This is a genomic window from Neisseria sp. HMSC067H09 (assembly GCF_001814135.1).
In the GTDB taxonomy this organism is placed as follows: Bacteria; Pseudomonadota; Gammaproteobacteria; order Burkholderiales; family Neisseriaceae; genus Neisseria.
In genome coordinates, this window is sequence record NZ_KV814839.1 from 1 (window position 1) to 6,666 (window position 6,666).

7 protein-coding genes are annotated in these 6,666 nt (G+C 52.8%); 3 read left to right on the forward strand and 4 right to left on the reverse strand.

Translation table 11 applies throughout. The annotated features are described in order from the left end of the window. Window positions 1-92: 92 nt before the first annotated feature. The 4 genes from pyrH to HMPREF2954_RS00115 all read right to left on the reverse strand — a co-directional run bounded on the left by pyrH (window position 93) and on the right by HMPREF2954_RS00115 (window position 3,369). Entirely contained in the window at window positions 93-812 is a 720-nt protein-coding gene (gene pyrH, locus HMPREF2954_RS00100) for a UMP kinase (RefSeq protein ID WP_003686859.1), read from the reverse strand. A 434-nt stretch (window positions 813-1,246) separates the two neighbouring features. Continuing rightward, window positions 1,247-2,101 (reverse strand): translation elongation factor Ts, encoded by an 855-nt coding sequence (gene tsf / locus HMPREF2954_RS00105; protein WP_039407120.1) that lies wholly within the window; start codon window positions 2,099-2,101, stop codon window positions 1,247-1,249. Between the two features lie 123 nt (window positions 2,102-2,224). Beyond that, window positions 2,225-2,953, reverse strand: a complete 729-nt coding sequence (rpsB, locus tag HMPREF2954_RS00110; RefSeq protein ID WP_003759405.1) for a 30S ribosomal protein S2 — start codon at window positions 2,951-2,953, stop codon at window positions 2,225-2,227. Window positions 2,954-3,126: 173 nt separating this feature from the next. Then, complete coding sequence (locus tag HMPREF2954_RS00115; RefSeq protein WP_070688947.1) at window positions 3,127-3,369, reverse strand: hypothetical protein; 243 nt, start codon at window positions 3,367-3,369, stop codon at window positions 3,127-3,129. Between the two features lie 77 nt (window positions 3,370-3,446). On the opposite strand from HMPREF2954_RS00115, the gene HMPREF2954_RS00120 reads away from it, so the two are divergent. The 3 genes from HMPREF2954_RS00120 to HMPREF2954_RS00130 all read left to right on the forward strand — a co-directional run bounded on the left by HMPREF2954_RS00120 (window position 3,447) and on the right by HMPREF2954_RS00130 (window position 6,570). Next, window positions 3,447-4,037 (forward strand): 5-formyltetrahydrofolate cyclo-ligase, encoded by a 591-nt coding sequence (locus HMPREF2954_RS00120; protein ID WP_070688948.1) that lies wholly within the window; start codon window positions 3,447-3,449, stop codon window positions 4,035-4,037. A gap of 94 nt (window positions 4,038-4,131) precedes the next feature. Then, a complete protein-coding gene (locus HMPREF2954_RS00125) occupies window positions 4,132-4,719 on the forward strand; it encodes a GNAT family N-acetyltransferase (protein WP_070688949.1) in 588 nt (195 codons plus the stop codon). Window positions 4,720-5,094: 375 nt separating this feature from the next. Beyond that, a complete protein-coding gene (locus HMPREF2954_RS00130; protein WP_070688950.1) occupies window positions 5,095-6,570 on the forward strand; it encodes a malate:quinone oxidoreductase in 1,476 nt (491 codons plus the stop codon). The last annotated feature ends 96 nt before the right edge of the window (window positions 6,571-6,666 follow it).

Here is a 6,666-nt window from a genome sequence, read left to right on the forward strand (position 1 = left end):
GTCCAACTTTTGGGGTGCAGTTCAAACCTATTTTCGGGTTTTCAGACGACCTGTTGCTTGATCAAATCACTTCAATTATTGCCCGATAGGAATCAGCAGTGAACCAGCGTGCCTTCGTCTTCGCCGGTAATGACGCGTTTGAGCGAGCCTTGTTTGGCGATGCCGAAGACGACAATGTTGAGTTTGCGTTCGCGGCAGAGGGCGAAGGCGGTCGCATCCATGACTTTGAGGTTTTTGTTCAATGCTTCGTCAAAGGTGATGGTTTCGTAGCGCGTGGCGGACGGGTCTTTTTTCGGGTCTGCGGTATAAACGCCGTCCACATTGGTGGCTTTGAGCATGACGTCGCAGTTCATTTCGGCTCCACGCAGGGCGGCGGCGGTGTCGGTGGTGAAGAATGGGTTGCCCGTACCGGCGGCGAAGATGACGACTTTGCCTTCTTCAAGGTATTGGATGGCTTTGGGGCGGGCGTAGGTTTCGGCGATTTGCTGCATAGAAAGCGCGGATTGTACACGCGCTTTGATGCCGAGGGTTTCGAAGGCATCTTTGAGGGCGAGCGCATTCATAACGGTTGCCATCATGCCCATGTAGTCGGCGGTGGCACGGTCCATGCTGCCTGCCTGGGCGGATACGCCGCGGAAGATGTTGCCGCCGCCGACGACGATGCCGACTTGTACGCCCATTTTGACGATTTCGGCGATTTCACCGACGGTTTGGACGATGGTGTCGTGGTTGATGCCGAAAGGGTCGGAACCCATCAGGGATTCGCCGGAGAGTTTCAGTAATACGCGTTTGTATTTGATTTGCTGTGTCATGGGATACCTTGCTTTCTTTGGGTGGATAGCGCTCGTTATGCAGGGCAAACTGACCATTCGATAACGGTGGTATTTTGCTCTGTAAAACGGCATATTCTGCGTTAAAAATACTCGCAAGATGTCCAATCTTGCTGCGCTTTTTGCCTTGAATCTGCCGTTTTCCGTACCAAAAACCGACTCGTTCCAAATGATCAGTTCACCCTGTGGCGCTGCTTCAATTCGGGGAAAGGGCGTTTGATTTTTCAGACGACCTTTCGGGATGTTTGGCTGACAGGGTAACGCGTTTTCCGTGGGTGTATATGGGTTTGGATAAATTATTATGTGTTGATTATGATGAAATATTTTCTGTTCGACAGTATTTTAAACAGTGTAACTCTCAAAAAAAAGCACCCTGATTCGTTTGGAATCCAGGTGCTTTCTTTTTCATCTCTGCCTTACACTTTAGCAGCAGCGGCAACTTCGGCTGCGTAGTCGACAACGGCTTTTTCGATGCCGTCGCCTACTTTGTAACGTACGAAGCTGATGATTTCGGTGCCGTTTTCTTTAGCGAATTGGGCAACGGTTTGGTCAGGGTTCATCACGAATGCTTGGCCGTTCAGGGTGATTTCGGCCAAGAATTTGCGGATACGGCCTTCAACCATTTTAGCGGCGATGTCGGCAGGTTTGCCGGAAGCGATGGCTTGCTCAGTGTAGATGTGGCGTTCTTTTTCGATGGTTTCGGCATCTACTTCAGCTTCGGTTACGCATTGCGGTTTGGCGGCAACGATGTGCATACCGATTTTACGCGCTACGTCTTCAGAGCCTTTGAACTCAACCAATACGCCTTCGGTAGCCAATGCGCCGTGGATGTAGGCAACCAGTTGGTTGGCAGTGTCGATCACTTGGAAGCGGCGGACAGACATGTTTTCGCCCAATTTGGCGATGATGGCTTTGCGTTCGGTCTCAACCAATTCGCTCAGTTCTTCAACGGTAGCCGGTTTTTTCTCGGCAGCGGTTTTCGCAACGAAGTTAGCGAATTCTACGAAGCCTGCGTCTTTGGCAACGAAGTCGGTTTCGCAGTTTACTTCAACCAATGCGCCGACATTGCCGTTGATGGCGTAAGCCAATACGCCTTCGGCAGCGGTACGGCCAGCCAGTTTGCCGGCTTTCGCGCCGGATTTGATGCGCAGGATTTCTTCGGCTTTTTCGAAGTTGCCTTCGGCTTCAACCAAGGCTTTTTTGCATTCCATCATGCCCAGGCCGGTAGCGGCGCGCAGGTCGGCAACCATTTTTGCAGTAATTTCTGCCATTTTGAATCTCCTAGATTTTGGGGAAACACGGGGTATCCGTGTTTGGGAATGGGGTCGTCTGAAAAGGTTTTTCAGAACGGGATTTGAGAAAAGGGGCATAACGCCCCTCTTCGGTTTGCCGGATTACTCGGCAGCAGCTTCTTGGGCAGCGGCTACGGTTTCTTGCAGCGCTTGGTTTTTGCCTTCCAAAACTGCGTCGGCGATGCCGCGGCAGTACAGGCGGATGGCTTTGGCGGAGTCGTCGTTACCAGGGATAACGTATTTCACACCGTCAGGGCTATTGTTGGTATCAACTACGGCGATAACGGGGATGCCCAGTTTTTCAGCCTCGACCAGAGTACCTTTTTGGTAGCCGGTGTCGATAACGAAAATCGCGTCAGGCAGGCCTTTCATGTTTTTGATACCGCCCAAAGAACGTTCCAGTTTTTCAACGTCGCGTTGCATTTCCAGAATTTCTTTTTTGTTGAAACCGCCTTCGGCAGCGTTTTCCAAAGCGGCGGTTTTTTCTTCCAGGCGTTTGATGGATTGCTTAACGGTTTTGTAGTTGGTCAGCATGCCGCCCAACCAACGGTGATCGACGAAAGGCATACCGGCGCGGGTAGCTTCTTCGCGGATGATTTCACGCGCTTGGCGTTTGGTGCCGACAAACAGCACGGTGCCTTTATTGGCAACCAGACGGCGTACGGCTTCTTGCGCTTCTTGGAACATCGGCAGGGTTTTTTCCAGGTTGACGATGTGGATTTTATTGCGCGCACCGAAAATGTATTGTGCCATTTTCGGGTTCCAGAAACGGGTTTGGTGGCCGAAGTGAACGCCGGCTTCAATCATCTGACGCATAGTAATTTGAGACATTTTATTTCCTTGAAAGGGTTAAGAGCACACATTCAATCGCATAGAACTTGATAGGCTGCGCCTATTGTCAAGCACCCTTCGGCGAAAGTGGGCATAAGTTTTAAAAAATAGTGTGTTTCCGAAATGGAAAACTGACGGATTATAGCGGATAAGGGGTCGTCTGAAAAGGGATTTTATGCACTGCCATCCTGTTTGCCGCCTTCTTGTCCGGCTGCGCGGCGGCTTTGTTCGAATGCTTCCTTTTCCTGTTGCTTCATCAGGCGGTTGCGGCGGCGGATGGTGACGGTGAAAACGGTAAACGCGACGGGCAGGACTGCCCAAAAAACCAAATAAATCAAAGCGCGCGCGATGTTGGGCTGGGCGGCGGAATACATGACGGCGACGAAGAGGTAGCCGATAAGGACGATATGCCACATGGCGGAATCCTGTTTTGATGTTAACGGAGCGTTTATAATCGCCGTATTCTACAACAACACTCAAAAGGTCGTCTGAAATGAGGAATGAGGAAAAACACGCCCTGCGCCGAGAATTGCGCCGCGCCCGCGCGCAGATGGGACATCAAGGGCGGTTGGCGGCGGGGCAAACGGTTAACCGCCTGCTCAAACGTTATATCAAGAAGGGGCGGAAGATCGGCGTGTATTGGCCGATGGGCAGCGAGCTGCGGCTGGACGGCTTTGTCCGCGCGGCACAAAAACGTGGCGCCAAACTCTATCTGCCTTATATCGAACCGCATTCGCGGCGAATGTGGTTCACGCCCTATCCTGCCGATGGGACGAAACAAGAACGCAAACGAGGCAGGGCGAAGCTGCATGTACCGCAGTTTACGGGACGCAAAATCCGTGTACACGGTTTATCGATATTGCTTGTCCCGATTGTCGGCATGGACCGCGAAGGCTACCGCTTGGGGCAGGCTGGCGGCTATTACGACGCGACGCTCGCGGCGATGAAATACCGTTTACAGGCAAAAACCATAGGCGTAGGCTTCGCTTGTCAACTGGTTGACACGCTGCCGCGCGAACCGCACGACCTGCCGCTGGACGGGTTTGTATCGGAGTCGGGCGTGCTGGTGTTCAAACATCATTAATCAATAGCTTTCAGACGACCTCAAAGATGTTGCCCGTTAAGACACTATAAAAGGTCGTCTGAAAACTCAAATCTTCAAATACAAAGGAAACCTCATGGCTGATTTTTCATCCGTTCCCGTTTTGTCCTTCGACCGCGTCCGTCTCGAGCCTTTGACAGCGGCACACGAAAACGGTTTGCGCGAAGCAGTTTGCGACGGCGAAGTCTGGAAGCTGAACGTAACCAGCGCACCCGAACCCGACCAAGTGGCGGACTACATCCGCACCGCCACGCAAACCCGCCTCGCCTTTGCCGTCATCGACGAAGACACGGGCAAAATCGTCGGCTCGACTTCGCTTTACCACATCGACCCCGCCATCCCCCGCCTCTACATCGGTTTCACATGGTACGCCCTGTCGGCACGGCGCACGCGCATCAATACCGCCTGCAAAATCATGTTGCTCGACTACGTCTTCGACACTTTAAACTGTCGCTGCGCCTGTTGGCAGACCGACAACCTCAACACCGCTTCCCAACGCGCCATCGAACGCCTGGGCGCACACCAAGACGGCATCTTGCGCTGCCACAAACTGCGGAAAGACGGCAGCGTGCGCGATACGGTGGAATACAGCCTGCTGCGCGAAGAATGGCCGCAGGCAAGGGCAAAACTGCTCAAAAAAGCGGCAGCTTATGACGCGTCCTGAAGAAACGTTTTCTTCTTCATTTTTTCATCAAAACACGTCCATCTTGCTGACAATCTGAAGTCTTTAAGAAGTGAATGAAATCAGGTTCAACCCCGCCAAACACCTGATAAATAAAGGTCGTCTGAATGTTTCAGACGACCTTTTCAAACTACGTTTATGTAAATCCAAACAGAAAATCTTTGCAATTCTCAGAAAAATCCACTAAATTCTCAATAACATATTATGAACGGTTTAACATCGGTTCAAAACGTAAAACCCGCGCGCAATCTTCCACGCCAAAAACACCGCGCCAGCAGGTTTTACCGCCGAAACAGGCGTTCGTAATACAACGGATAATCATAAAGGCAGGATATGCCTGTTTCTAGGAGTACAACCATGGCTGAAGCAACAGATGTTGTCTTGGTGGGTGGAGGCATTATGAGCGCGACTTTGGGCGTTTTGCTCAAAGAACTCGAACCGTCTTGGGAAATCACCCTTATCGAACGCTTGGAAGACGTAGCGTTGGAATCGTCAAACGCTTGGAACAACGCCGGCACAGGGCATTCCGCGTTATGCGAACTCAATTACGCCCCGCTCGGCGCAGACGGCACCATCGACCCGACCCGCGCCCTCAATATTGCCGAACAATTCCACATCAGCCGCCAGTTCTGGTCATCGCTTGTCGAAGAAGGCAAAATCACCGACAACTCCTTCATCCATACCGTCCCGCATATGTCGCTGGTCATGAACACCGACCATTGCGACTACCTGCAAAAACGTTTCGACGCATTCAAATCCCAAAAACTCTTCGAACGGATGGAATTCTCCACCGACCGCGCCAAAATCGCCGAATGGGCGCCGCTGGTCATCAGCGGCCGTAAAGAAGGCCAACCCGTCGCCGCCAACTACTCCGCCGAAGGCACAGACGTCGATTTCGGCAGTCTGACCCGCCAAATGGTGCAATACCTGCGCGAAAAAGGCGTCAAAACCGAGTTCAACCGCCACGTCGACGACATCAAACGCGAATCCGACGGCGCATGGGTGCTCAAAACCAGCGACACCCGCAACCCCGACGGCCAACTCACTCTCCGCACCCGCTTCCTCTTCCTCGGCGCAGGCGGCGGCGCACTGACCCTGCTGCAAAAATCCGGCATCCCCGAAGGCAAAGGCTACGGCGGCTTCCCCGTTTCCGGACTGTTCTTCCGCAACAGCAACCCCGAAACCGCCGCGCAACACAACGCCAAAGTGTACGGACAAGCCTCCGTCGGCGCGCCGCCCATGTCCGTCCCGCACCTCGACACCCGCAACGTGGACGGCAAACGCCACCTCATGTTCGGCCCTTACGCAGGTTTCCGCTCCAACTTCCTCAAACAAGGCTCGCTCATGGATTTGCCCCTGTCCATCCACTTGGACAACCTCTACCCCATGCTGCGCGCCGGCTGGGCAAATATGCCCCTGACCAAATACCTCTTGGGCGAATTGCGCAAAACCAAAGAAGAACGCTTCGCCTCCCTGCTGGAATACTACCCCGAAGCAAACCCTGACGACTGGGAACTCATCACCGCAGGACAACGCGTTCAAATCATCAAAAAAGACTCCGAAAAAGGCGGCGTCCTCCAATTCGGCACCGAAATCGTCGCCCACGCCGACGGCTCGCTCGCCGCACTCTTGGGCGCATCCCCCGGCGCATCAACCGCCGTACCCTTGATGATCAAACTCATCCACCAATGCTTCCCAAGCCGCATTTCCTCATGGGAAGGTCGTCTGAAAGAACTTGTTCCCGGCTTCGGCATCAAGCTTAACGACAACCCGCAGCTTGCCGAAGAAATCATCAGCCACAACGCCAAAGTATTGGGTATTCATTACGCTTGAGGCAGATAAATTGCAAGGCGGGCGTTCTTGCCCGCCTTTTTTCAAACCATTAAAGTATTAAAATATAGTGGATTAACTTTAAACCAGTACGGCGTT

Coding starts and splice junctions, on each gene's coding strand:
- pyrH (WP_003686859.1), bottom strand. CDS start 812: ATGACACAGCAAATCAAATACAAACGCGTATTACTGAAACTCTCCGGC.
- tsf (WP_039407120.1), bottom strand. CDS start 2,101: ATGGCAGAAATTACTGCAAAAATGGTTGCCGACCTGCGCGCCGCTACC.
- rpsB (WP_003759405.1), bottom strand. CDS start 2,953: ATGTCTCAAATTACTATGCGTCAGATGATTGAAGCCGGCGTTCACTTC.
- HMPREF2954_RS00115 (WP_070688947.1), bottom strand. CDS start 3,369: ATGTGGCATATCGTCCTTATCGGCTACCTCTTCGTCGCCGTCATGTAT.
- HMPREF2954_RS00120 (WP_070688948.1), top strand. CDS start 3,447: ATGAGGAATGAGGAAAAACACGCCCTGCGCCGAGAATTGCGCCGCGCC.
- HMPREF2954_RS00125 (WP_070688949.1), top strand. CDS start 4,132: ATGGCTGATTTTTCATCCGTTCCCGTTTTGTCCTTCGACCGCGTCCGT.
- HMPREF2954_RS00130 (WP_070688950.1), top strand. CDS start 5,095: ATGGCTGAAGCAACAGATGTTGTCTTGGTGGGTGGAGGCATTATGAGC.